Source organism: Polaromonas sp. P1_E1_2, from assembly GCF_056406035.1.
The window spans coordinates 1-1049 of the sequence record NZ_JBFUAZ010000932.1; the positions used below are offsets into that span (position 1 = coordinate 1).

The following is a 1049-nucleotide window of genomic DNA, read 5'->3' on the forward strand; positions in this document are numbered from 1 at the left end:
CCCATATAGCGGCCGCTTGCGCCTGCAACGCCAAATCCGTAGTGAGTCCCAGGATTTCGAACGGTATTGCCACATTCCTCCCACGCTCGATTTCCTGGAAAATCTTTGGCAGATCGGAGGCAAGTGAATGCCAGTCGCAAACCTTCATTTTTGCGTGCAACAGCGAACCAAACACGAATTCGACGTTTGCATCCAGCTCCATGCTCCGCTTGTAACAGTCGGCAGCCGCGTCATGCCGTTTCATCTCATCGAGAGCGACTCCCCGGTTGATCCACACGTCGGGCCAATGCGGTGCAAGCGCCATCGCTTTCGCGTAAGAGGATTCGGCTGCCTCATGCTGCTTCAGTCCGTTCAACGCGATCCCCAGGTTGAGCCAGGCCTCGGCTGAATCCGGCGCCAGCTCGGTTGCCTTGCGGCAGGCGGCTTCGGCGGCCTCGTAATTTTTCTGGTCACTCAATACGCCACCAAGATTGACATAAGCGGGAGCCAGATCCGGACTCAGTGCAATTGCCTTCCTGAAAGCCGTTTCGGCATCGTCCAGCCGTTTCTGTTTGCTCCGGAGTTTGCCCAGGTTGGAGTGGGCAAAAGCATAGTCCGGCGCCAATGCCAGCGCCTGATTCAGACATTGCTCCGCCTTAAGGTATGCCCCCAATTCGGTCAGCTGCAGGCCGATGCTGTTTTGTGCGTCCGCAGAATTGAGTGTCCGAACCCGGGCCTTTTCAAGGGCGTCTACCGCCTCAGGTTTTCTGCCCATCCCACCGAATGCGGTTCCCAGGTGATACCAGGCTTCAGGCAGGTCAGGGGCGAGTTGAAGACTACGTTGGCACCACTCAGCGGCGGCGGCGTATTCACCGCGAGCGTTGGCGGCGCCGGCATTGCCGATGTAGTTGGAAAGAAGCTGCTCCAGCATTTTGATTTTTTGGTYTCCGGGAGGTTATATCTTCGCATGCCCTTCACGCGCAAACAGGCGCGACTGAGGCCAAGGCTGGGGCTAACCCCCTTTTTTGGACGTTCACGCAATTGCCAGACGAGGGCGTCCTTACCTCACT

1 protein-coding gene is annotated in these 1049 nt (G+C 57.4%); it reads right to left on the reverse strand.

Annotated elements, in window-relative coordinates:
• The coding region (locus AC1D1P_RS24195; protein WP_477674773.1) for a tetratricopeptide repeat protein at positions 1-910 on the reverse strand (910 nt) is incomplete at its 3' end.
• Positions 911-1049 lie beyond the last annotated feature (139 nt).